The following is a 21,789-nucleotide window of genomic DNA, read 5'->3' as shown; positions in this document are numbered from 1 at the left end:
CATTGCCTTTGCCCTGCGGTTGCCGGCCAGCGGCCGGCACTACCGTCAGCGTTGCGGGGTGATCGTCTGCGTCGGCAACCGCGCCGGTGCTTCCGGATTCGGCACCCAGATCGCCACGCCGGCCGCGCGTTTCTGTGTGGTCGGTATGCCGATACCCACGCCACCGCCCACGTGCGAACCGTAGCTGCCGGCACCCACCGACATGCCGACCGGTGAGCCACTGCTGCCCACACCCATCAGGATCACGCCGTTGGCACCCAGCGCGGCCGCTTCACGCTTCAGGCGTGCCACGGCGGCATCGGTCTGGCCCTGCGTGCCGAAGCCCACCGCCGAAGACGACTCCAGCTGGGCGATTTCCTGCGAACCGGCAGGTGGCGTTGAATAGATCTGCACCTGGGCCGGATCGATCGGTGCGCGGGCGCGGCCCAGCATGACCTTGGAGGTACTGGCGCAACCGGCAACGGTCAGCAGCATGGCCGCCAAGGCGACCCAACGGATGTTCATGGCGTATACCCCTGTAGGACTGGTTCGGATCATCAGCCGGGCACTCTGAATCGGCGCCAACATCGGGGCTCGACCCATGGCCGCACGCTAGCACGGTGTCGGTGAGGCTGTCGGCAACGGCGGTAGGCGGCGCTGCCGGGAACGGCTATGGTTGGGTGCGGGAACAACCACGGGGAGTGCGCTATGGGTGTGATCAGTCTGTTGTGGGGCGTACTGGCCCTGGTGTGGATGATCTTCGCGTTGATACCGCTGCTGGGCTGGGGCAACTGGTTCCTGATCCCATTTGCTGCGGTCGGCGCGATCATCGCCGCGCTCGGCATCCTGTTCACCCACCCCAGCAAGCGCGGCCGGGCCTGGACCGGGCTGATCCTGAACGGCATCGTGGTGGTGGTCGGCATCCTGCGCCTGGGGCTGGGCGGCGGCGTGATCTGAGCCGGTCCGGCCGGTGCGACAGGGCGTCGCAGGGACACGGCCGCTGGCCGGGCAGGGAGTAGAATGTGCGGCTGCGCGAGCCCCCCGCGTGCCTGTCGAACCGCGCCCCGCGCGGCTGCTCCCATGATCATTCGTTCCCGTCCCCACGGCTGGCAACTGCTGTACATCCTGCGTGGCTCCATCGTCCCGGCGATCGCGCCGAAGGTGCTGGCCATCCTCACCCTCTCCATCGCGGTTGCCGCGGTGGTGGAGCTGGCGCCGCCGGTCGGCATCGAGCGCGTCTCGGTCACCCCGTTCACCCTGCTTGGCCTGGTCCTGTCGATCTTCCTCAGCTTCCGCAACAGCGCCTGCTACGACCGCTGGTGGGAGGGCCGCAAGCTGTGGGGCCAGCTGGTGTTCGAATCGCGTTCGCTGGCACGGCAGGTACAGGTACTGCTGGCCGACGATGCACCGCGCCGCCAGCGCATCAGCTACCTGACCACCGCTTTTGCCTATGCACTGGCCGCGCGGCTGCGCGCCCGCGACGTGGCGCTGGCCGCGGTGCCCTGGCTGGACGAGGAACAGCGCGGGCAGCTCGCCCAGCGCGGGAACGTGCCCGATGCGCTGCTGGCGATGATCGCCGCCGAACTGGCCCAAGCCCGTCGCGAAGGCACGCTCGATTCCATTCTTTACGTCCAGCTGGAAGAGCGCCTGCACGCGATGTCCTCGATCCAGGCCGGCTGCGAGCGCATCCTTACCACCCCGCTGCCGTTCGCCTACACCCTGCTGCTGCACCGCTGCGCGTGGATGTTCTGCGTACTGCTGCCGTTCGGCCTGGCCAGCTCGCTGGGCTGGGCCACGCCGGTGCTGTCGGCGGTGCTGGCCTATGCCTTCTTCGGCCTGGACCAGCTGGGTGAAGAAATGGAAGACCCGTTCGGCCTGGAGCCGAACGACCTGCCGTTGGACGCGCTGGTGCGCACCATCGAGATCGACCAGCTCGATGCCCTCGGCGAACGCCCGTTGCCCGAACCCCTGCTGCCGCAGGGCTACCTGTTGCAATAGCCACTCCTCGGAGCCTGCCATGCCTCATCCCCATTACCGCCCGCGGCGCATGCGCCATGACGAATTCTCGCGCCGCCTGATGCGCGAGAACACGCTGACCACCGACGACCTGATCTATCCGGTGTTCGTGCACGAACCGGCCGGCCGCGTCGCGGTGCCGTCGATGCCGGGCGTGGAGCGGCTGTCGATCGAAGAACTGCTGAAGGTGGCCGAGGAAGCGCTGGAACTCGGCATCCCGGTGATCGATCTGTTCCCGGTGCTGGACGCCTCGCAGAAGTCGTTGGACGCATCCGCGGCGTGGGCCGAAGACGGCCTGGCGCAGCGTGCGATCCGCGCGCTGAAGTCGCGTTTCCCGGAGTTGGGGGTGATGACCGACGTGGCCCTGGACCCGTACACCACGCACGGCCAGGACGGCATCATCGATGACAAGGGCTACGTGCTCAACGACATCACCGTCGAAGCACTGGTCAAGCAGTCGCTGTCGCACGCCGAGGCGGGCGCGGACATCATTTCGCCTTCGGACATGATGGATGGCCGTATCGGTGCGATCCGTCGTGCGCTGGATGCCGACCACCATCTCAACGTGCGCATCATGGCCTACTCGGCCAAGTACGCCTCGGCGTTCTACGGCCCGTTCCGTGACGCGGTGGGCAGCGCGGCCAGCCTCGGCAAGGCCGACAAGAAGACCTACCAGATGGACCCGGCCAACGGCGACGAGGCGATGCGCGAGATCGCGCTGGACCTGGAGGAGGGCGCGGACATGGTGATGGTCAAGCCGGGCATGCCGTACCTGGACCTGGTGCGGCGGGTGAAGGAAACCTTCGGCGTGCCGACCTTCGCTTACCAGGTCAGCGGCGAGTACGCGATGATGAAGGCGGCGTTCGCCAACGGCTGGCTGGACGAGCGCGCCTGCGTGCTGGAATCGCTGCTGGGCTTCAAGCGCGCCGGCGCCGATGGCGTGCTGACCTATTTCGCGCCGCAGGTGGCGCGTTGGCTGCGCGAGCGCTGACAATAGCGCCCACGACGGACGGAGGAACACGCGATGGGACCTGAAATGGGTTGGATGCAATGGTTGATCTGGGGCACCGGCACGCTGGTGTTCGGGGCGATCATCGTCGGCGTGTTCGTTGCTGCCTGGCGTGCCGCACGGCGGCCGCCCGAGCAGCTTTCCGCTGCCGCCCGGGTTGCCCGCGAGCAGGCCATGCCGGAGAGCGTGCAGGCCGAACTGGCCGCACTGAACCGGCGCAAGGACAACGGCCAGCTCAGTGAAGTGGAATACGAACGGCAGCGCGCGAAGGTGCTGTCGCGCTGAGCCTGCCGCATCCACGCATGGCGTGGATCTACTACAACGCCGGTTCCAGTAGATCCACGCCATGCGTGGATGAACGCCCGCGCGACCCGTTGCCCATTACCCGCCGCAGCCCGGCACTGCCACCACCTTCGGCACCGCCAGCCGGTACACATCCACGCCACCGGCGCGTGGCGACTTCGCCGCACTGCTGGCCACCATCATTTCGCCCGGCTTGGCGTTGTCGACCACCGGCGCGCCGGTCCAGCCGCTGGCCTGGTTGAAGGACAGCCCCAACGGCTGCAGAGCACTGCCCGTCCACGCGCAGCCACTGGTCCAGACCTGCGCGGTATCAGCGCTGCCACGGCTGAAGGCGATCGCGCCAGCGCTGCCCAGCCAGTCGCCGTCGGTTTCATCGGCAGCGCTGTTGAGCGCCTGCAACGCCGTCGCCGGCCCACGCGCGCCCTGCGCATCCAGCGTGGCCACGAACAGGTCCCAGCCGGCACCACGGCCCTGCTGGCGCGCAAACAGCAGCCGCCGCCCATCCGCGCTCAACGCCGGGCCGCGCTCTTCATGCCGTCCGCCATCGCCCGCCAACGGTTGCGGGGCGCCCACACCGCCATCGGCGGCAATCGCTGCCCGGTACAGCGCCAGCTGGCCCTCGCGGCCTGCGGCGAACAGCAGCCAATGGCCGTCGCGGCTGAAATACGGATCGCGCACCTCGCCGGTCACTGCCAGCGGCAAGGCCTGCGCCTGCTGCCAGCGGCCGTCGACCACGCGCGCCTGCCACAGCCCCCAGCCGGCCTCGCCACGGCGGGCGAAGACGATGCGCTGGCCATCGGCGCTGATCGTGGCGCGGCCCTCGTCGGCACGGGTCGAGATCACGCCCATGCCTTCGATGCCGTACTCGTTCAACGCCATCGCCACCGGGGCAGAGAGTAGACTGGCGGCGAGCACCAGCAGGGTCGGGGTGATACGCATCATCCAGGTCCATGCACGAAAGAGCGCCAGTCTAGCCAGCTTGAGGATTCCATGACCGATCGTTACGCCGTCTTCGGACACCCCGTCGCCCACTCGAAGTCGCCGCAGATCCATGCCGCGTTCGGTCGCCAGGAAGGCATCTCCCTCGACTACCGCAGCATCGATCTTGCCCCGGACGCATTCCTGGCCGGGCTGGAGGCGTTCGCCTCCGAGGGCGGTGTCGGTGCCAACGTCACCTCACCGCACAAGGAAGCGGCATTCTCCGTGTGCACCACGCTGACGGCGCGCGCGCGCCGCGCCGGCTCGGTCAACACCCTGCTGCGCAAGGGCGACCGCTGGCACGGCGACACCACCGATGGCATTGGCCTGGTGCGCGACCTTACCGACCGCCATGGCCTGGACCTGCGCGGCCGCCGCGTGCTGCTGCTGGGTGCCGGTGGTTCGGCACGCAGCGTCGCTCCGGCGCTGCTGGATGCCGGCATCACCGAGCTGGTGGTGGTCAACCGCACGCCGGAACGCGCCGACGAACTGATCGATGCCATGGGCGAGCCGGGCCGCGCGCTCAGCCGTTACTGGGACGATCTGCGCGACCTCGGTGATTTCGAGTTGATCCTCAACGCGACCTCGGCCGGCCGCGATCGCGACGCCGAGTTCAAGCTGCCGCTGTCGCTGGTCAATTCGATGACCACGGCGGTTGACCTGAACTACGGCGAGGCCGCCATCGCCTTCCTGGCCTGGGCGCGCGCCGCGCAGTGCCGCAACACGGTCGATGGCCTGGGCATGCTGGTCGAACAGGCGGCCGAGAGCTTCCTGCAGTGGCACGCCGTACGCCCGCAGACCGACGAGGTCTACCAGCAGCTGCGCGCCGGTGCCGATGCCTTCGCCGGGCAGGACTGACCGATGGATACCCAGGCGCTGATGGTGACCCTGTTGACCATGGTGGGCGTACGCCTGCCGGTGCTGATCGCCCTGTGCGTCGGCCTGGTGTGGGTGATGGGGGCGCCGCGCGATCCGGCACGCACCGGGGCGCTGACCGGCCTGCTGCTGTTGCTGGCGGCCAGCATGGGTAGCCTGCTGGCCAGCCTGGTGCCGATGTGGATGGTCAGCAACGGCGACTTCGGTGCGATCTCGCAGTTGGGCACCGTGCTGGGTGTGGTCCACTTCGGCCTGGCGATGATGGATGCCATCGGCACGGTACTGCTGGTCTGGGCATTGGTGCGGCTGTTGCGGCAGCGGGCTGCGACACCCTGACCGCCGATGGCGGCCTTGGCCGCATCGGTGGTGGCGCGGGGCACTCATCCCGCCATCGCGCGACGCTGCTGACCCTGTTCAGCGCCCGCGCATCGGAGCCCGTGGCCGGCCATGCGACAATGGCCGGCCTGACCCCGCTACGGTAGTTCTGGCGTGACCGAAACCGTCGCCGCCCCACGCAAGCTCGATGACACCTTGAAGGACGCGATCCGCAAGGCATACACGACGCTGCAGGCCAATACCCCCGGCTTCTCCACCCGCCGCTCGCAGAGCCAGATGATCGGTGTGGTGTCGCGTGCGCTGTCCACCAGCGGTGGCGTGGGCGTGGTCGAGGCGCCGACCGGCGTCGGCAAGAGCCTGGGCTACCTGACCGCCGGCGTGCCGATTGCCCTGGCCAGCAAGAAGAAGCTGGTGATCAGCACAGGTACCGTGGCGCTGCAGTCGCAGCTGGTCGAGCGCGATATTCCGAACTTCCTCAAGGCCACCGGCCTGGAGGCGACCATCGCACTGGCCAAGGGCCGCACCCGCTACCTGTGCACGCGCAACGCCGCCGAAGCACATGGCGAGGGTGCGCAGAACGGCATGTTCGAGGACGAGCAGCCGCTGTTCGACCGCCCGCTGGCGCCGATCGAGATGGACATCGCCAAGCGCCTCACCGTGGCCTTCAGCAATGGCAGCTGGGACGGCGACATCGACAACGCGCCGGAAACCATCAGCCCCGGCCTGCGCGGGCGCATCACCACGCCGGCCTCGGGCTGTGCGGGGCGACGCTGCGCATACTCGGCGCAGTGCGCGGTGCTGCGTTCGCGCAATACCGTGCGTGACGCGCAGATCGTGGTCACCAACCACGCCCTGCTGCTGTCGGCGCTGTCCATTGGCGACAGCGACAACGGCCAGCCGATGATCGCCGCGCCGTCGGACATGCTGCTGGTACTCGACGAAGGCCACCACGTTGGCAATGTGGCCATCGATCAGGGCGCGGCCAGCCTGGCACTGGATGAAATGGCCAAGCGCACTGGCCGCCTGCAGATCCTGATTGCCGGTGCCTACCGTGCGGTCGACAAGGATCGCCTCGGCAACCTGTTGCCGAACGAAGCCATCGACGCGGCCAGCAACGTGGCCAAGGGCCTGCGCATGTTCCGCGACCACGTGGAAGCGGTGTGGATGCCGGCGCCGGCCGATGAGGAACCGATGTGGCGCGCCGCCAACGGGCGCCTGCCCGAGGCCTGGCGCGAGCCGATCGAGGCAGTGGCCGACGATACCCGCAGCCTCTACAACTGGGCGCACGCGGCCACCGCGCAGGTCGCCAAGGGCAAGCCGGACGATCCGGCGCGCGAGCGCCTGCAGCGCAACCTGGGCATGGCCCTGGAAATGATCGAGCAGCAGTACAACCTGTGGCAGGTCTGGCGCCGCGAGGACAAGGAAGGCGCGCCGCCGATGGCGCGCTGGGTGACCGCCACCCGCGATGGCGACCTGGTGCTGCATGGTTCGCCCGTTTCGGCCGCGCACGTGCTGCGCAAGCTGTTGTGGGATGAAGTGGATTCGGTGGTGCTGACCTCGGCGACGCTGACCGGTGGCGGCGATTTCCAGTCGCTGGCGATCGACAACGGCATCCCCGAAACCGCCGAGATGGTCTCGCTGTCGTCCCCGTTCGACCTGCCCAACCAGGCCGAGCTGATCGTGCCCCCGTTCCCGGTCACGCCCGATGACCGCGAAGGCCATCCGCGTGAAGTGGCGCGCTACATCGGCAAGGAACTGGACTGGACGAAGGGCTCGATGGTGCTGTTCACCTCGCGCTGGAAAATGGAAAAGGTGGCCGGCTTGATGCCCGCCGCCAAGCGTAAGCAGGTACTGGTGCAGGGCGAGATGTCGAAGACGCGCATGATCGACGAACACCTGCGTCGCGTGGCTGCCGGTGAGGGGTCGGTGCTGTTCGGGCTGAACTCGTTCGGCGAAGGCCTGGATCTTCCCGGTGAAGCCTGCACCACGGTGGTGATCACCCAGGTACCGTTCGCGGTGCCGACCGATCCGCAGACCGCCACGCTCAGCGAATGGGTGGAAGCGCGCGGGCTCAATGCGTTCAACCTGATCGCGATTCCGCATGCGCTGCGCACGCTGACCCAGTTCGCAGGCCGCCTGATCCGCACTTCCACCGATACCGGCCGGGTGATCATCCTCGACTCACGCCTGCTGACCCGCCGTTACGGCAAGCGCATCATCGACGCGCTGCCGCCGTTCAAGCGCACCATCGGCTGAGCAGCCGGCCGGTTCCGCGTCTCAGTACTGCGACTGCGGGCATGACGCGGAGGCCAGCGCGTAAGGCTGGTACATGCAGCGGATCAGGTCGTCCACGGTGTTCAGACGCGGTGGCCACGCGATGTGCTGCAGGCCTTGTGCACTCCGCATCTCCACCATCCCCTCCCTGAGCGTGGCGCCGGGCGGCAGCGGCAGGGCTGCCAACCGCGCGCGTGCATGCCGCAGAGCGGGCAGGTCGTCATCGAGAAAGGCGATCGTTGCGTCCACGTAGAGGTTCCATCCCTCCGGGTCGGCGTCTGCAGGCTTGTACGTCAACCGCATCAGCGCGCTGGCGGGATCGCGTTGCCCCTCGTAGGCACGCAGTTGCGCCTCGTGCCAGGCCAGCTCGGAGTGGCCGCTTGCCTTGGCCTGGCGCCGGTACGCGGCGAACAGGTCAGCCAGTTCCAACTGGCAGCCGGCGCGCCGGACCAGCGCGGCCCAACCCTCGCCGGGGCCGTGGTCGAATGCTGCAGGCGACATCGCCAGCAGTTCGGCACGATTGTCGAAGCGGCATTCGTCGGCGGACGCCGGCGCGGACGCAGTGGCGAGTGCCAGTGCTATCAGGCTGAGGAAGCGGCGCATCAGGACGTCCATGTGTGGGGCCGCACATGATGCACCCCTGGGGTGGGCAGTGTCGGCCACACTCATTCGGTAGTGCCGGCCGCTGGCCGGCAAACGCAGCGCACTGCCCTTGCCGGCCAGCGGCCGGCACTACCCGTCTTCAGTCGCCGAGCAGGGCGGTGTTGCGTACGGCGCCCTTGTCGGCGCTGGTGGCCAGCAGAGCGTAGGCCTTCAGTGCACTGGTGACCTTGCGTGGGCGCGGTGCGCGCGGCTTCCAGCCACGAGCATCGGCGTCTGTGCGGCGCTGTGCCAGCGTGGCGTCGTCCAGCAACAGGTCGATGCGGCGGGCGGGAATGTCGATGCGGATGCGGTCGCCATTCTCCACCAGTCCGATCACACCGCCGCTGGCCGCTTCCGGCGAAACGTGGCCGATCGACAGGCCCGAGGTGCCACCGGAGAAGCGACCATCGGTCAGCAGCGCACATTGCTTGCCCAGCCCCTTCGACTTCAGGTAGCTGGTCGGGTACAGCATTTCCTGCATGCCCGGGCCGCCCTTCGGGCCTTCATAGCGGATGACCACCACGTCGCCGGGCTTCACTTCATCGGCGAGAATGCCGGCTACGGCCGCGTCCTGGCTTTCGAACACGCGCGCATTGCCTTCGAACACGTGGATCGATTCGTCCACGCCCGCAGTCTTCACCACGCAGCCATCGACGGCGAGGTTGCCGCGCAGCACGGCCAGTCCGCCTTCCTGCGAATAGGCATGCTCCAGCGCCCGGATGCAGCCCTCGGCGCGGTCAACATCCAGCGATGGCCAGCGCGTGGCCTGGCTGAAGGCTTCCTGGGTGGGAATGCCGGCGGGACCGGCCTTGAAGAAGGTGTGCAGCGTTTCGTTGTCGCTGCGCATCACGTCCCAGCGATCCAGTGCTTCACCGAGCGTGGTGCTGTGCACGGTAGGCACGGCGGTATCCAGCAGGCCGGCGCGATCCAGCTCTCCGAGGATGCCGAACACACCACCCGCGCGATGCACATCTTCGACGTGATACTTGGGCGAGTTCGGCGCCACCTTGCACAGCTGTGGCACGCGCCGCGACAGTGCGTCGATGTGGGACAGGTCGAAGTCGACCTCCGCTTCCTGCGCAGCGGCCAGCAGGTGCAGGATGGTGTTGGTGGAGCCGCCCATGGCGATGTCCAGGGTCATCGCGTTGGCGAACGCAGCCTGAGTGGCGATGCCGCGCGGCAGCGCACGCGGATCCTCGCCGCCATACCAGCGATGGCAGAGCTCGACGATCAAGCGGCCGGCGCGGCGGAAGAGCGCCTCGCGGTCCGCATGCGTGGCCAGCGTGGTGCCGTTGCCGGGCAGAGACAGGCCCAAGGCCTCGGTCAGGCAGTTCATCGAGTTGGCGGTGAACATGCCCGAGCACGAGCCGCAGGTGGGGCAGGCGCTGCGTTCGTACTCGGCCACCTTCTCATCGGAGGCGCTGTCATCTGCGGCCACCACCATCGCATCAACCAGATCCAGCTTGTGCTCGGACAGCCTGGTCTTGCCGGCTTCCATCGGCCCGCCGGAGACGAACACCACCGGGATGTCCAGGCGCAGTGCGGCCATCAGCATGCCGGGGGTGATCTTGTCGCAGTTGCTGATGCACACCAGCGCATCGGCGCAGTGCGCGTTGACCATGTACTCCACCGAGTCGGCGATGATCTCGCGGCTGGGCAGCGAGTACAGCATGCCGTCGTGGCCCATGGCGATGCCGTCATCCACGGCGATCGTATTGAATTCCTTGGCGACGCCGCCGACCTGTTCGATCTCGCGCGCGACCAGCTGGCCAAGGTCCTTCAGGTGTACGTGGCCGGGCACGAACTGGGTGAAGGAGTTGGCGATGGCGATGATCGGCTTGTGGAAGTCGCCATCCTTCATGCCGGTGGCACGCCACAGGGCGCGGGCGCCGGCCATGTTGCGGCCGGCGGTGGAGGTACGGGAGCGGTATTCAGGCATGGCTGGCGGAACGGGCGGGCCGTACGACGTGGGGGTCGGTTGATGATGGCGGAGTTTTTCGGTTGCTGCTGCAACCACCGGAGGTGGTGCGGCAGGGCTGCGCCCTGCACCTGCCGAATCAACGTCAAGGTCAACGGCAACAGCGGGCTTCCCGTGGGTAGGCGGGGTGGGTCCGGTTGCGGGGGACGGCGCAAGTACGTCCATGTAGCCTCGGTCGCGCCATCCATGGCGCTCACGCCCCCGCAACCGGACCCACCCCGCCTTCGACAGGTTCCTTCGATCTGTCGGAATGGCATGGCCTGCTCTTGGTGGTTGTCGACCTTGGTCGACATGTAGATCCACGCCATGCGTGGATGGAGCGTGGGGAGAACGACGAAAATGAAATTCCGTTCATCTTTCCCACTTTGCCGATTCCGGTTGTTGGCCGGGATTTGGCATGATGGGGCATTGTTCCGACTTGAAGGCATGAGGCCATGAAACGTTCCCGCACCACCGCGCTGCTGCTGATGAGCGCTGCGCCGCTGCTGTTCACTGCCTGCCAGAAGGAAGAGCAGGTGCAGGTGCAGGAAGGCCTGTATACCTCGGTGGAGGCCTGCACCACGGCCACCGCTGATCCTTCCGCCTGCCGCAATGCATTTGCCGAGGCGCAGAAGAAGTCCGCCGATGCAGCGCCGAAGTACGCGACCAAGGAAGCCTGCGAACAGGACTACAAGCCCGAGCAGTGCGTGCAGCAGCACACCTCGGCCGGTACGTCGTTCATCGGCCCGATGATGATGGGCTTCTTCATGTCGCAGATGCTGAGCAACCGCGGCGGCCTGGCTCCGCAGGCGCCGGCCTCGGCACCGGCTTACCAGGACAAGAGCGCCGGTTGGGCGCGTCCGGCCCCGGGTGGCAGCGGCGGCCTGAACACCGCCAGCGGCATCGGCGCGGGCAAGGCCGGGCTGGCCCCGGTCACTGCCACGCCCAACCGTGCGGTCACCGCCAGCCGTGGTGGCTTCGGCAACACCAGCGAACGCCGCAGCACCAGCGGCAGCTACGGCGGCTGATCGACCCATGCAACGCATCCGTATTGCCGAGCGCGCCCAGTGGCGGGCGCGCGCGGAGGAAGCCGGTTTCCGCTTCCACACCATCGACGGTCAGCCGTACTGGGATGAAAGCGCGTATTACGCCTTCACCCTGCGCCAGATCGAGCAGGACATCGAAGACCCCAGCGCCGAACTGCACCAGATGGCGATGGGCCTGGTCGGCGATGTCATCGCCAGCGAGCGCCTGATGGACCAGCTGGCGATTCCGGCGCATTACCGCGACTGGATCGCCGACAGCTGGCGCCTGCGCCAGCCGCACCTGTATGGGCGTCTGGACCTGGCCTATGACGGCACCGGCCCGGCCAAGCTGTACGAGCTGAACTACGACACGCCGACCTCGCTGTTCGAAGCCAGCTTCTTCCAGTGGCAGTGGCTGGAGGACCAGCGCAACGCTGGCCGCCTGCCGCAGCATGCCGACCAGTTCAATGCGATCCATGAGGCGCTGGTCGAACGCTTCGGCGAACTGGCCACGCAGCTGCCGCCGCCGCTGTACTTCAGCGCGGTGGGCAGCTCGGACGAAGACCGTGGCACCGTCGATTACCTGCGTGACTGCGCCTCGCAGGCCGGCCTGCATGGTGAGGCCATCGCCATCGAGGATATCGGCCTGTCCGAAGACGGTCGTTTCACCGCGTTGGACGATTCGGTGATCGGCACGCTGTTCAAGCTGTATCCGCTGGAAGACCTGATGGCCGAGGAGTTCGGTCGCGCCCTGCCGGGTTCGGGCGTGCAGCTGCTGGAACCGGCATGGAAGGCGGTGCTGAGCAACAAGGGCATCCTGCCGCTGCTGTGGCAGCGCAATGTGGGCCATCCGAACCTGCTGGAAGCCCATTTCGATGACGGCAGCGCGCTGGCGTCGGGCTGGGTACGCAAGCCGCTGTTCTCGCGCGAGGGCGCCAACATCGAGATGCACCTGGCCGATGGCAGCACGCAGCGCAGCGACGGCCCGTACGACGGTCCGGCCATCATCCAGCGTGCGCACCCGCTCACCCGCTTCGAAGGCGGCTACCCGCTGATCGGCAGCTGGGTGATCGGCGACCACGCCTGCGGCATCGGCATCCGCGAAGACGACAGTGCGATCACCCGCGACAGTGCGCGCTTCGTGCCACATGCGATCGTTGATGAGGCGCCGACGCGGATCTACGTTTGATGGCGGCAGGGCGCGACAACAGTCTGCGGCCTGCATCGCAGCCCGGGCGCCATCGCGATGACGGTCACGCCCTGTTTCGCTATGCCGACCGGGTGGCGGTGCGCTGTCATCGCTGCGATACGGCTGGCTGGGTGATAGGCCCATCCAGTTCGCGGCGCTTCCGTTGCCTGGGGTGCAGCGAAGCGCTGGACGGTGGCTGTGGTTGCGGCCGCTGTGGTTCAGGTGACTGGGTGGGGCCGGTGCGCTACAGCGGTTACCGTCCTTGTGGGTACTGCGGCCATAAATGGGTGAGCGCTGAAGTGCATCGTGCACGGGCAACCACTCCGCTGCGCACGCTGGCTGCGGAATGCCGCCAATGTGGCCGCAGCAGTGATGTGGAGGTAACGATCTCCCGCTGGAGGGGCAACGAGGCCATCGACCCCGACTTCGGTCTGCCATTGCGCTTGGTGGAAAAGACGGCTGCCGGCCTGCTGTGGGCGTACAACGCCGAACACCTGCAGGCACTTCACGATTACGCCACGGCTACGTTGCGCGAGGGTAGTGGGCATCACCGCTCGATGTTCTCGCGCCTGCCGCAATGGATGAAGCTGGCCCGCAACCGGGTGCTGCTGCAGCGCGCGGTGGAGCGGTTGCAGCGGCGGTTGTTGGGCGAGCGCTGATACGGCAGCCGAGCGTGGGCTCGGCTCTACGGAACAACACGTGTAGAGCCGAGCCCATGCTCGGCTCCGGTCAAGCGCAGGGCTACAACAACCCTTCGCGCTTCACTGCCAGGTAGCGCTCCACCAGCGCCGCGGGCAGGGCATCGGCGGTCACATCCAACACCATCACCCGTTCGGCACGCAGCGCGTCATGCGCCTGCGCGCGCTGCTGCAGGTACAGCGCGGCAGCACCTGCCTGCGCGGCGTCTTCCACCGTGTGCACTTCACCTTCCAGCGCGCCATCCAGCTCGCGCTCACGCAGGCTGGCCACGCACACCAGGTGACGGCGCTGCAGCAGGCGCACGGCCGCAAGCAGGTCTTCGATGTCTTCATCGCGCACGTTGCTGACCAGCATCACCAACGCACGCCGACGCTGGCGCAGTGATACTTCGGTGGCAGCGGCCAGGTAATCGGTAGCCACCGCCTGCGGCTGCAGGTCGTAGCTGGCACGCAACAGGTGCTGCACCGTGCCCATGCCGCGCTGCGGCGCCACCCAGCGGCGCTCGCCACCCACCGCGAACAGGCCGGCAGCGTCCCCCTGGCGCAATGCCAGGTAGGCCACCACCAGCGAGGCGTTCAACGCATGGTCGAAATGCGAGAGCCCGCCTTCGCTGGCCAGCATGCGCCGGCCACTGTCGAGCATCAGCAGCAACTGCTGGTTCTTCTCGTCCTGGTACTCGCGCGAGATCAGTTTGCGCGCGCGTGCAGTGGCCTTCCAGTCGAGCTGGCGCAGGCTGTCGCCGATGCGGTACTCGCGCATCTGGTGGAAGTCGGTGCCCTCGCCACGCCGCCGCTTCACATGCGCACCCACCAGGCGTGAGGCCTGGTCGGCGCTGAACAGTGCGAAGCGGGTGAGCGGCACGAAGTTGGGGTAGACCCGTACCTCCAGCGCCGGTGGCAGCGTGCGTTGCTGCCACCACAGCCGCCACGGCGAGCGGATGCGCAGCTGCACGCCCTCGAAGGCAAAGCGCCCGCGCTGCTGCGGCTGCACGTGGTAATGCAGCGAGCTGACATGGCCGGCCCGCAACGGCACGCGCTGCGGCAGCGATTCCAGTGGCCAACCGCCCGGCACCAGATCGAACACGTGCACGTGCATGGCCTGTTCGCTGTGCAGGCGCAGGCCGATCTCGCGACGCACGCCCAGTGCCAGCGCCTCGGGCACGTCGCGCTCGACGCTGGGCGACGGCCGTCGCCGTTGTCGCCACAGATCAACCAGTGCCAGCACCGCAATCAATGCGCCGGCCAGCGCCCAGCTCCAGCGCGGCAGCAGGCCGCCCAGCACCACGCCTCCCAGCACAGCCCAGGCCAACAGCAACGCCAGCAGCAGCGGCGCAGGCCTCATCGGCGTGGCGCTTCCACCTTGGCCAGCAACGCACCCAGTACATCGTCGGCACCCTGGCCTTCGATCTGCAGCTCCGGTGCCAGCGCGATGCGGTGGCGCAGCGCAGGGCGGGCGATGTCGCGCACGTCGTCCGGGGTAACGAAGTCACGACCCGCCAGCACCGCCTGCGCGCGCGAGGCACGTACCAGGGCGATGCTGCCGCGCGGGCCGGCACCGACGGCGATGCCCGGCCACTGCCGGGTGGCGGCCACGATGCGCACCGCGTAGTCGATCACTTCGTCATCGACGGTGATCGACGCGGTGGCCTGCTGCAATGCCAGCAGTTCACCGGCACCGAGTACGCGCGGCACCTGGCTCAGGTCGAAATCGCTGGCGGCGCGGCCGCTGGTGATCGCCGCGACCATGCGCTTCTCGTCCTCCAGCTGCGGATAGTCGATCAGCACCTTCAGCAGGAAGCGGTCCAGCTGCGCTTCCGGCAGCGGATAGGTGCCTTCCTGTTCCAGCGGGTTCTGCGTGGCCAGCGCCATGAACGGCGGCGCCAGGGTGAAGGCCTTGCCTTCGATGGTGACCTGTCCTTCCTGCATCACCTCCAGCAGCGCGGACTGGGTCTTGGCCGGGGCGCGGTTGATCTCATCGGCCAGCAGCAGATTGGTGAACACCGGGCCGCGACGGATCTTGAAGCTCTCGCTCTTCGGGTCGTACACCGCATGCCCGCTGACGTCGCTGGGCATCAGGTCGGGGGTGAACTGCACGCGGCCATAGTCCAGCTCCAGCGCCTGCGCCAGCGCGCGCACCAGCAGGGTCTTGCCGAGGCCGGGCACGCCTTCGATCAGCACGTGGCCACCGGCCAGCAGGGCGACCAGGATCTGGTCGAGCACATCGGCCTGGCCGATGAAGGCGTGGCCGACGGCCTGGCGGATGGCATCGACGCGTTCGATCAGGCGGGCGGTGGCGGCCGCCGGAAGTTCAGGGGCATCGGTCATAGCAGGGATCTCATCTGGAGCAGCAAGCGGATGCGCTCGCGCAGGGCGGAGGAATCATGCGGCGAAGGCGGAGTGAGTGCACTGGCGACACGACTGACGGGCCATTGCAGCACTGCGGCGATGGCCTGGTCACGTGCGGCACCGTCGAGTGCGGCCGCCACCGGCGCACGCATGCGCAGGCGATGCAGGAACAACGCCTGCACGGCCTGGTAAAGGCGCGCACCATGACCGAAGCGCAACAGCAGTTCGCCACTGGCGCGGACGTGTTCCAGCAGCGAGCGGCGCTCGACCACCGGTGCGGGCAGGGCACTGCCGAAACGTTGCGCGCGCGACCACAGCCAGCCGAGGATCGCCAGCAGCAGCGGCACCCACAGCGGCCACCCTTGGTAGAAGATGCGCGCGCCCAGCGATGGCGGGCGACTGCCGTACACCAGCCAGACCGAGCCGCGCCCATAATTGGGATCGAGCAGGTAGCGTGTCAGGTCGCGGTGCGAGAGGTCATGCAGGCCATCGCGGGCAACGGCATCGATGTCGACGGTGCGGCGGCGCGTTGATGCGGACGGGCCTTCGCTGCGCATGACGTCCATGTCGGCCAGCACGTCGATACGACCCTTGCCGTGCGGCAGGCGCGCGAAGACCAGCCCTTCGTCGCCGCCCCAACGGCGCTCGGCGGTGGCGTTGGCCTGGAAGCCCAGGCTGAAGCGCCGGCCGCCGCAGAACTCGACGTGGCTGGGATCATCGACCACGTGGAAGGGCTGGCAGTCGCTTTCATGGAACAGGCTGTCCACGCCGATCCTGTCCAGCAAGGGGCCCTGCGTGCTGCTGGCATCGTCCTCGGCCGGTGGCTGCGTGCGCAGCAGCAGATGGCCGCCGGTATCCACCCAGTCCAGCAGGGCCTGCGCAGTGCGCGGCGGCATGTCGGCGGTGTCCTGCAGCAGCACCAGCGTATCGGTGGCGGCCAGTGGCATCTGTGCCAGGTCCAACCGTTGCCGCGACTGCACCTCGATGCCGTCGGCACGCAGGGCCTGGCCCAGCACATACAGCGGGTTGTAACTGGCTTCGCCCTGCGGCGGCAATACGACGGTCTCGGTCACCTTTTCGTGCGTGCGCAGGAACAGGATCGTCAGTGGTACCCCGAACAGGACCAGCGCGCCCAGCATCAATGACCAGAACAGGCGCGGATTCATGCCTGCCACCCGTACTGCTGGCGCAGCGTATCGGCCAGCGCATCGAAATCGCTGCGGCTGGGCAGACGCCCACCGTAGGCGGCGTACTGCCACATGCGCACGATGCGCGCGAACACCTCACGGTCGGTGCTGTCGGTCATGCGCCGCGAGGCACGCAGGCATTGTGCTTCGGTGGCACCGGGCGGCAACGCGATGCCGGTGCGCTCCACCAGCGTACGAACGCTGGCGCGATACAGCAGGGCCAGCGCCTGCCGCGGTCGTCCCTGGTCCCATAGCAGGCCAGCCTGGGTCGCCACGTCCGGCGGCAGTACCACCGGCAGTTCCACCTGTTCTTCGGTGATCTGCGGGGGCTGCTTCTGCGTGCGGCGGCCAGAACCGCGCAACCATGGCAGCCACAGCCGCGCGGTCAACAGCAGCACCAGCAGCAGGACCCCCAGCAACCCCCACAGGCCCCATTCGGCGAGCCGGGCCAGCCACAACTGGCCGCTCTTGCGCGCCTTGCGGTCCGCGTTGCTGCTGTCGTCCTTCTGCAGCTCCTTCTTGTCCTTCTTCTTTTCGGCAGCGTCTTCGATCGGCTTCCATCGGCTGATCTGCCGCGTCGGCCGCTGCAGCGGATCTTCGTAGGCGCGTTTCACGGCCTGGCGGAAGCCAGCGGTATCCACCGGCTTGCCGCCGAAGATCATTGCAGGCGTATTGGCCGGATCGTTTTCCGCAGTGGCCGCTTCCTCGGCTTCTTCCGCATCTTCGTCTTCATCGGTGTTGGCCGCAGTGGTCTGCCCGGCATCCGGCGTGTCGGCGTCCTGCGCGTGCACGGGTGCCAACGGCAGCGCCAGGCACAGCAGCAGCACCAACGAAGAGGCGATGGGCAGCAAGCGTTCGCGCAGGCGACGCAGGGCGATTTCCACGTCCCAGGCTTCCATCTGGGTACGTCGGTTCAAGTACAGGCCGAAGCCGGCGCCCACGTAGAACGGCCCGATCAATGCTGCTGCCAGCCAGCACAGCAGGTTGACGCCAAGCTTGGCCCACGCAGGCGCCTCCACGCTGACCATCGCCCATGCCGCGCGCCAGGATTCGGGCAGCAGTTCCAGGGGAATGAAGATGAAGAGGGTTGCGATCGCGCCTGTCACCAGCACCAGCTCGAATGCCAGGCAGATCACCGCCAGCACCAGTGCAGAACCTGCGGCACCGGCGGCTACCGCTCGCCGGCGAGGGCCGCGCTGGGCAGGCGCATTGCCCTCCAGCAGATTGACCGGAAGGCACAGGCTGCGCAGTCCACTGAAGCGACGCCAGCCCAGGTAACCCCAGAAGCCGCTGCCACCCCACTGCCGCTGTGCACGCAGCGCAGCACGCGGACCGACCCGTTCGCCGAAGATGCCGCGCGAGAGGACGTACAGCGGCGCGCGCTCGAACAAGGGCTTGCACCACCACATCGCCAGCCAGGCCCAGCCGAAGGCATCCAGCCACCAGGCCAGTGCATTGAACAGCACGAACAACGGCGCACTGGCCAGCAGCCAGCTGCCCCACACGCCGCGCGCATGGCGGCGTGCCAGCGCACTGCCCAGCTCCATCGCTTCCCAGCTGCTGCGCGCGCGCAGCACCACGTCCAGATGGTCAATCCGCATGGCTGCCTCCGCGTCCACCGCGCCACAGCCACAGCAGCACGCCGGCCCACAGCACACCGGCCACGCTGAACTTCACTGCAGCCGGAATGTCGGCGATGGACGACCAGAACGCTTCCACGAACGCTGCCAGCAACAGCATGAAGGCCACACCCAGGCACAGCCGCGCGCCGATGCGTCCGCCTTCGACCAGCGCATCCAGGCGCCGCCGCCGTCCGGGCGCCAGCAGTTTCATGCCCAGCTGCAGGCCGGCACCACCGGCGATCACGATCGCGGTCAGCTCGAACGCACCGTGGCCGACCACGAAGCGCCAGAACGGCCCACCATGGCCGATGTGCTGCAGATGGCCGGCCACCGCGCCGATGGTGATGCCGTTGAACAACAGCACCAGCAGCGTGCCCAAGCCGGCCAGCAGGCCGCTGGCGAAGGTACGCAGGGCGATGCTGATGTTGTTCATGATGTAGTAGCCGAACATCATCCAGTCGGTGCCGCTGTCGCGGCCCAGGCGCTCGGCGGATGGATCGTACATGCGCTCCATCTCGGCGATCTGGCCGTTGTCCATCAGCAGGTGGATGCTGTCCGGGTACACCTGCACCAGCACGAAGCAGGCCAGCGCCGGCACCGCGAACATCGCCAGTGCCGCCCACATGCTGCGTGCCTGGCTGCGTACCAGCAGCGGGAAATCAGCGACCAGGAATTCCAGCGCGCGCCGCCAGCGGGTGGGGGGCGTGCGGTACAGCACGCCATGGCCTTGCTGCATCAGCTGCTGCAGGCGCTGCACCAGCTGCGGGCTGTAGCCGCGCTCGCGGGCCAACGCCAACTGCTGGCACAGCCGCCGGTACCGCTGCGGGAAGCTGACATCGCCGGACTCCTCCGCGCCCGGCTTGCGCCGACGACGACGCGAGGCACCTGCGCGATGCTGCAGCCACTGCTCCAGGTCATGCCATTCCTGATGATGGCGGGCGACGAACTGTTCCTGCTTCATCGTCGTCCCAGCAACCAGTTGGCCATCGCATACAGGCGCAGCACGCTTACCTGGCCGGTCGCAGCGGTCAACGGCTCGGCGATGCCGGCCAGCTCCTGCTGGCGCGCGGGAGACAAGCGTGGCGCGCGCTCGGCGAACGCCATCACCGCCGCCTGTTCCTCCGGCCGCAGGGGTTGCGGCGGGGCCAGCACACTGTCGATGGTGGCCGGCGGCGGCAGGTAATAGGGTGGTGCATGCACCACCATCGTGCCGGCAACCAGATCGCCCAGGCGACGGCCATGCGGATCGAACAGGCTGCTGATCAGGCCCAGCGCGTAGCCGAAGGGCAGCATGTCCACGGTGCGCAGCAGATTGCGGGTGATCGATGCCATCCAGCCTACCGGTGCGCCATCCTGTGCCAGCACCCGCAGGCCCAGCACGCGCTTGCCGAGGGTGCGGCCCCACAGGGCTTCGCAGACGATGGGGTAGGCCCACATCAGCAGGAACATCAGCGCCATGTACAGGCCGCGGCCGAACTCATCGAGCAGGGCCAGCGGAATGGACAGCGCGGTCAGCGCGCCGAAGCGGACCGCCAGGTCGATCAGCCAGGCCAGCGCACGCGGCATCGGCCCGGCCGCAGGCAACTGCAGCGGCACGCCTTCCGGCGTTACCACCTCGCGGTAGGTATCGAGCATCGGCGCGGCCATCAGCGCGATGGCCGCCGAAGTGGGCGCTGGAGTCCTCTCCGGCGTGCAGCCACGGGCATGGGGGTCTCGACGGTTCCTGGTCGGGCCCAGACTTTAGCAGAGCCCGGCACTGCCGATGCGGCCTCAGCCCAGATACTCGTCCTTCAGACGTACGTAGTGGTCGGCCGAATAGTGCAGCGCCTCGATCTCCTTGTCGCTGAGCGTGCGTGCCGGACGGGCGGGGTTGCCCACCCACAGTTCGCCCTCGCCCACCACCTTGCCGGGGCCGACCACCGCACCGGCACCAACGAAGCCATGGCGCTCGATCCGGGCACCGTCGAGGATGCACGCGCCCATCCCGATCAGGCTGTAATCGCCGATGCTGCAGGCGTGGATGATGCAGCCATGGCCGACAGTCACGCCTTCGCCGATCAAGGTCGGGTAGCCGGCCTTGTTGTACGGGCTGTGGTGGCTGACATGGATGATCGTGCCGTCCTGCACATTCGTGCGCGCACCGATGCGGACGAAATTGACGTCGCCGCGGATGACCGTGCCCGGCCAGACCGACACGTCATCGGCCAGCTCGACATCACCGATGATCGTGCAGGCCGGATCGACATACACGCGCTGGCCGAGTACCGGCATCTTGTCGCGGAAAGGGCGCAGGGGGTTCATCGCTGTCTCCAGGGTGGGGCAAACACGACGATGATACGCGCTCCGCCGATGGCGACCCTGCGCGCACCTGTAACCGGTCTGGTCGGCACGGGGTGTTCGTCCATGCGTGGCGCGGACCTGCCGGGATGCTTCATGCACGCGTGTCGACCAAGGTCGACACCCACCAGAGCTGCCATTCCGGTAGATCCACGCCGCGCGTGGATGGATCCCGGCTCAGGCCGGCGCGTGCTCGGCCAGCATCTGCCGGAACAGGCCGTCCAGCCATGGGCCATCGCCATGCCCGGCAGGCAACGTCGGACCTTCGGCGCGCGCGGCCATTTCCTGGTCGATGTAATCGCTGATGGCGGCGATGCGCGGACCGGCCGTCACTTCGGCGCTGGCACGTTTTACCACCAGCAGCGCTTCAGTCGCTTCGCGTACCGGGCCACCCGGCAGCAAGCGTTGCAGCAGATGCTCGAATGCCATGGGCGGTGGGCTGGAGTCGTTTTCGATCCACTGGCAGGCCAGCAGCGCACGCAGCACGTACAGATACTTCTTGGTGCTGATGGCCGCGCCGCCGAGATGCCGGCTGTACGTGGTGCGCGCCATGCTCATGTAGTGCCACCAGCTGCCCAGCGGCGAGTAGAAACGCTCGGCGGCCTGCCTCAGCTGGGCCACGGCAGCGGCATCCTGCTGGTAGATGATCGGCGAGCGCAGCCATTCGATCAGCGTCGGGTTGGACTTGGATACCAGCCGCAGCGCTTTGCGCAGGTCCCAGCCGCTGACGTCCAGCTCGTCATCGATCGGCAGTTCGATCACATCGCGCTGCGCCTGGCCCGGGCCGGTGCATTCGTTGACGCTCAGGTACCAAGGCTGGCGGTGCACGTAGATGAAGCGTGCATCGTAGTCACTGTCCGGCGAGGAGAATCCCCAGCCACGGCTGCCTGATTCGCAGGCCAGCAGCACGCGCACGTCATGCTTGCGTTCGATGTCGGCCAGAGTGGCCAGGATGGCGGCGCGCTTTTCCGGCGCGATCGGGTGGATGTCGTCCATGCAGTGCAGATTCGTAGAG

At 67.8% G+C, this 21,789-nt stretch carries 22 protein-coding genes; 10 read left to right on the top strand and 12 right to left on the bottom strand.

Features of this window, described 5'->3' with window-relative positions; all coding sequences use genetic code 11:
* Positions 1-45: 45 nt before the first annotated feature.
* The gene (locus HUT07_RS19425; protein WP_176022287.1) at positions 46-504 is read right to left on the bottom strand and encodes a hypothetical protein; all 459 of its coding nucleotides are present in this window, start codon (positions 502-504) and stop codon (positions 46-48) included.
* A 183-nt stretch (positions 505-687) separates the two neighbouring features.
* Between HUT07_RS19425 and HUT07_RS19420 the strand changes: the two genes are divergently transcribed.
* The 4 genes from HUT07_RS19420 to HUT07_RS19405 all read left to right on the top strand — a co-directional run bounded on the left by HUT07_RS19420 (position 688) and on the right by HUT07_RS19405 (position 3,289).
* Positions 688-936, top strand: coding sequence for a hypothetical protein (locus HUT07_RS19420; RefSeq protein WP_176022286.1), 249 nt, complete (start codon positions 688-690; stop codon positions 934-936).
* 123 nt (positions 937-1,059) lie between these two features.
* Positions 1,060-1,977 carry a bestrophin family ion channel gene (locus tag HUT07_RS19415; protein ID WP_176022285.1) on the top strand — a complete coding sequence of 306 codons (918 nt, stop codon included), beginning with the start codon at positions 1,060-1,062 and terminating at the stop codon, positions 1,975-1,977.
* A 19-nt stretch (positions 1,978-1,996) separates the two neighbouring features.
* Positions 1,997-2,986, top strand: a complete 990-nt coding sequence (gene hemB / locus HUT07_RS19410; RefSeq protein ID WP_025877543.1) for a porphobilinogen synthase — start codon at positions 1,997-1,999, stop codon at positions 2,984-2,986.
* A gap of 33 nt (positions 2,987-3,019) precedes the next feature.
* Complete coding sequence (locus tag HUT07_RS19405; RefSeq protein ID WP_176022284.1) at positions 3,020-3,289, top strand: SHOCT domain-containing protein; 270 nt, start codon at positions 3,020-3,022, stop codon at positions 3,287-3,289.
* 96 nt (positions 3,290-3,385) lie between these two features.
* Here HUT07_RS19405 and HUT07_RS19400 read toward each other — a convergent pair whose 3' ends face one another.
* Positions 3,386-4,249, bottom strand: a complete 864-nt coding sequence (locus HUT07_RS19400) for a PD40 domain-containing protein (protein ID WP_176022283.1) — start codon at positions 4,247-4,249, stop codon at positions 3,386-3,388.
* Positions 4,250-4,297: 48 nt separating this feature from the next.
* Here HUT07_RS19400 and aroE point away from each other — a divergent pair, with 48 nt between their 5' ends.
* The 3 genes from aroE (at position 4,298) to dinG (ending at position 7,753) form a co-directional block, all read left to right on the top strand.
* The gene (gene aroE / locus HUT07_RS19395; RefSeq protein WP_176022282.1) at positions 4,298-5,143 is read left to right on the top strand and encodes a shikimate dehydrogenase; all 846 of its coding nucleotides are present in this window, start codon (positions 4,298-4,300) and stop codon (positions 5,141-5,143) included.
* A gap of 3 nt (positions 5,144-5,146) precedes the next feature.
* Positions 5,147-5,497 (top strand): hypothetical protein, encoded by a 351-nt coding sequence (locus HUT07_RS19390; protein WP_176022281.1) that lies wholly within the window; start codon positions 5,147-5,149, stop codon positions 5,495-5,497.
* Positions 5,498-5,650: 153 nt separating this feature from the next.
* Entirely contained in the window at positions 5,651-7,753 is a 2,103-nt protein-coding gene (gene dinG / locus HUT07_RS19385; protein WP_176022280.1) for an ATP-dependent DNA helicase DinG, read from the top strand.
* Between the two features lie 21 nt (positions 7,754-7,774).
* Here dinG and HUT07_RS19380 read toward each other — a convergent pair whose 3' ends face one another.
* Together HUT07_RS19380 and ilvD are read right to left on the bottom strand one after the other, a co-directional pair.
* Positions 7,775-8,374, bottom strand: coding sequence for a hypothetical protein (locus tag HUT07_RS19380; RefSeq protein WP_176022279.1), 600 nt, complete (start codon positions 8,372-8,374; stop codon positions 7,775-7,777).
* 139 nt (positions 8,375-8,513) lie between these two features.
* A complete protein-coding gene (gene ilvD, locus HUT07_RS19375; protein ID WP_176022278.1) occupies positions 8,514-10,352 on the bottom strand; it encodes a dihydroxy-acid dehydratase in 1,839 nt (612 codons plus the stop codon).
* Between the two features lie 473 nt (positions 10,353-10,825).
* On the opposite strand from ilvD, the gene HUT07_RS19370 reads away from it, so the two are divergent.
* The 3 genes from HUT07_RS19370 to HUT07_RS20535 all read left to right on the top strand — a co-directional run bounded on the left by HUT07_RS19370 (position 10,826) and on the right by HUT07_RS20535 (position 13,243).
* The gene (locus HUT07_RS19370; protein WP_176022277.1) at positions 10,826-11,398 is read left to right on the top strand and encodes a DUF1190 domain-containing protein; all 573 of its coding nucleotides are present in this window, start codon (positions 10,826-10,828) and stop codon (positions 11,396-11,398) included.
* Between the two features lie 7 nt (positions 11,399-11,405).
* Positions 11,406-12,584 (top strand): glutathionylspermidine synthase family protein, encoded by a 1,179-nt coding sequence (locus HUT07_RS19365; protein WP_176022276.1) that lies wholly within the window; start codon positions 11,406-11,408, stop codon positions 12,582-12,584.
* Between the two features lie 287 nt (positions 12,585-12,871).
* Positions 12,872-13,243, top strand: a complete 372-nt coding sequence (locus HUT07_RS20535; protein WP_343203037.1) for a hypothetical protein — start codon at positions 12,872-12,874, stop codon at positions 13,241-13,243.
* Between the two features lie 82 nt (positions 13,244-13,325).
* On the opposite strand, the gene HUT07_RS19355 is transcribed toward HUT07_RS20535, so the two are convergent.
* The 8 genes from HUT07_RS19355 to HUT07_RS19320 all read right to left on the bottom strand — a co-directional run bounded on the left by HUT07_RS19355 (position 13,326) and on the right by HUT07_RS19320 (position 21,770).
* On the bottom strand, positions 13,326-14,624 hold the full coding sequence (locus HUT07_RS19355; protein WP_176022274.1) for a DUF58 domain-containing protein: 1,299 nt from the start codon (positions 14,622-14,624) through the stop codon (positions 13,326-13,328).
* Positions 14,621-15,607: a MoxR family ATPase gene (locus tag HUT07_RS19350; RefSeq protein WP_176022273.1), complete on the bottom strand. Its 987-nt coding sequence runs from the start codon at positions 15,605-15,607 to the stop codon at positions 14,621-14,623. Before HUT07_RS19350 ends, HUT07_RS19355 begins: the two co-directional genes overlap by 4 nt.
* A complete protein-coding gene (locus tag HUT07_RS19345; RefSeq protein WP_176022272.1) occupies positions 15,604-16,794 on the bottom strand; it encodes a DUF4350 domain-containing protein in 1,191 nt (396 codons plus the stop codon). Before HUT07_RS19345 ends, HUT07_RS19350 begins: the two co-directional genes overlap by 4 nt.
* Positions 16,791-18,416 carry a DUF4129 domain-containing protein gene (locus HUT07_RS19340; protein ID WP_176022271.1) on the bottom strand — a complete coding sequence of 542 codons (1,626 nt, stop codon included), beginning with the start codon at positions 18,414-18,416 and terminating at the stop codon, positions 16,791-16,793. Before HUT07_RS19340 ends, HUT07_RS19345 begins: the two co-directional genes overlap by 4 nt.
* Entirely contained in the window at positions 18,406-19,398 is a 993-nt protein-coding gene (locus HUT07_RS19335) for a stage II sporulation protein M (protein ID WP_176022270.1), read from the bottom strand. The genes HUT07_RS19340 and HUT07_RS19335 overlap by 11 nt, the downstream gene beginning before the upstream one ends.
* On the bottom strand, positions 19,395-20,084 hold the full coding sequence (locus HUT07_RS19330) for an RDD family protein (RefSeq protein WP_176022269.1): 690 nt from the start codon (positions 20,082-20,084) through the stop codon (positions 19,395-19,397). The genes HUT07_RS19335 and HUT07_RS19330 overlap by 4 nt, the downstream gene beginning before the upstream one ends.
* A gap of 123 nt (positions 20,085-20,207) precedes the next feature.
* Complete coding sequence (locus HUT07_RS19325; protein WP_176022268.1) at positions 20,208-20,738, bottom strand: gamma carbonic anhydrase family protein; 531 nt, start codon at positions 20,736-20,738, stop codon at positions 20,208-20,210.
* A 213-nt stretch (positions 20,739-20,951) separates the two neighbouring features.
* Positions 20,952-21,770 carry a nucleotidyltransferase domain-containing protein gene (locus HUT07_RS19320; RefSeq protein ID WP_176022267.1) on the bottom strand — a complete coding sequence of 273 codons (819 nt, stop codon included), beginning with the start codon at positions 21,768-21,770 and terminating at the stop codon, positions 20,952-20,954.
* Positions 21,771-21,789 lie beyond the last annotated feature (19 nt).

This window comes from Stenotrophomonas sp. NA06056, from assembly GCF_013364355.1.
Lineage (GTDB): Bacteria > Pseudomonadota > Gammaproteobacteria > Xanthomonadales > Xanthomonadaceae > Stenotrophomonas.
The sequence above is the reverse complement of the archived record's forward strand: the minus strand, read 5'-3'. Positions and strand labels throughout refer to the sequence as shown.

Coding starts and splice junctions, on each gene's coding strand:
- HUT07_RS19355 (WP_176022274.1), bottom strand. CDS start 14,624: ATGAGGCCTGCGCCGCTGCTGCTGGCGTTGCTGTTGGCCTGGGCTGTG.
- HUT07_RS19340 (WP_176022271.1), bottom strand. CDS start 18,416: ATGCGGATTGACCATCTGGACGTGGTGCTGCGCGCGCGCAGCAGCTGG.
- HUT07_RS19405 (WP_176022284.1), top strand. CDS start 3,020: ATGGGACCTGAAATGGGTTGGATGCAATGGTTGATCTGGGGCACCGGC.
- HUT07_RS19370 (WP_176022277.1), top strand. CDS start 10,826: ATGAAACGTTCCCGCACCACCGCGCTGCTGCTGATGAGCGCTGCGCCG.
- HUT07_RS19400 (WP_176022283.1), bottom strand. CDS start 4,249: ATGATGCGTATCACCCCGACCCTGCTGGTGCTCGCCGCCAGTCTACTC.
- hemB (WP_025877543.1), top strand. CDS start 1,997: ATGCCTCATCCCCATTACCGCCCGCGGCGCATGCGCCATGACGAATTC.
- HUT07_RS19425 (WP_176022287.1), bottom strand. CDS start 504: ATGAACATCCGTTGGGTCGCCTTGGCGGCCATGCTGCTGACCGTTGCC.
- aroE (WP_176022282.1), top strand. CDS start 4,298: ATGACCGATCGTTACGCCGTCTTCGGACACCCCGTCGCCCACTCGAAG.
- HUT07_RS19320 (WP_176022267.1), bottom strand. CDS start 21,770: ATGGACGACATCCACCCGATCGCGCCGGAAAAGCGCGCCGCCATCCTG.
- HUT07_RS19325 (WP_176022268.1), bottom strand. CDS start 20,738: ATGAACCCCCTGCGCCCTTTCCGCGACAAGATGCCGGTACTCGGCCAG.
- HUT07_RS19335 (WP_176022270.1), bottom strand. CDS start 19,398: ATGAAGCAGGAACAGTTCGTCGCCCGCCATCATCAGGAATGGCATGAC.
- HUT07_RS19420 (WP_176022286.1), top strand. CDS start 688: ATGGGTGTGATCAGTCTGTTGTGGGGCGTACTGGCCCTGGTGTGGATG.
- HUT07_RS19415 (WP_176022285.1), top strand. CDS start 1,060: ATGATCATTCGTTCCCGTCCCCACGGCTGGCAACTGCTGTACATCCTG.
- HUT07_RS19365 (WP_176022276.1), top strand. CDS start 11,406: ATGCAACGCATCCGTATTGCCGAGCGCGCCCAGTGGCGGGCGCGCGCG.
- ilvD (WP_176022278.1), bottom strand. CDS start 10,352: ATGCCTGAATACCGCTCCCGTACCTCCACCGCCGGCCGCAACATGGCC.
- HUT07_RS19380 (WP_176022279.1), bottom strand. CDS start 8,374: ATGCGCCGCTTCCTCAGCCTGATAGCACTGGCACTCGCCACTGCGTCC.
- HUT07_RS19330 (WP_176022269.1), bottom strand. CDS start 20,084: ATGGCCGCGCCGATGCTCGATACCTACCGCGAGGTGGTAACGCCGGAA.
- HUT07_RS19345 (WP_176022272.1), bottom strand. CDS start 16,794: ATGAATCCGCGCCTGTTCTGGTCATTGATGCTGGGCGCGCTGGTCCTG.
- HUT07_RS19390 (WP_176022281.1), top strand. CDS start 5,147: ATGGATACCCAGGCGCTGATGGTGACCCTGTTGACCATGGTGGGCGTA.
- HUT07_RS19350 (WP_176022273.1), bottom strand. CDS start 15,607: ATGACCGATGCCCCTGAACTTCCGGCGGCCGCCACCGCCCGCCTGATC.